Below are 244 nucleotides of genomic sequence, written 5' to 3' on the forward strand. Positions count from 1 at the left end.
CGCGAAGCGGCAGCATGTTCCGACAACGCGGTGGGTCAGAAACGGCACAGTCATCCGGTTTTACTGCTGCTTCGCAGCAGATCGCGAGCGAGCTGCGCTCCAACGGCCTTCGGCCAGAATCAAAGCTTGCGCCTTCGTATTTTGCGCTTGCCCGGAGGGCGCCGTTCGTATGGGTTTCGGCCAGAATCCAACACCCCAGTCTGCGCAATTCCGCTTCTGCCCGGAGGGCGTAGGAGCGCAGCTT

The sequence above is a fragment of the Pseudomonas sp. UBA5706 genome, from assembly GCF_002419965.1.
Lineage (GTDB): Bacteria > Pseudomonadota > Gammaproteobacteria > Pseudomonadales > Pseudomonadaceae > Aquipseudomonas.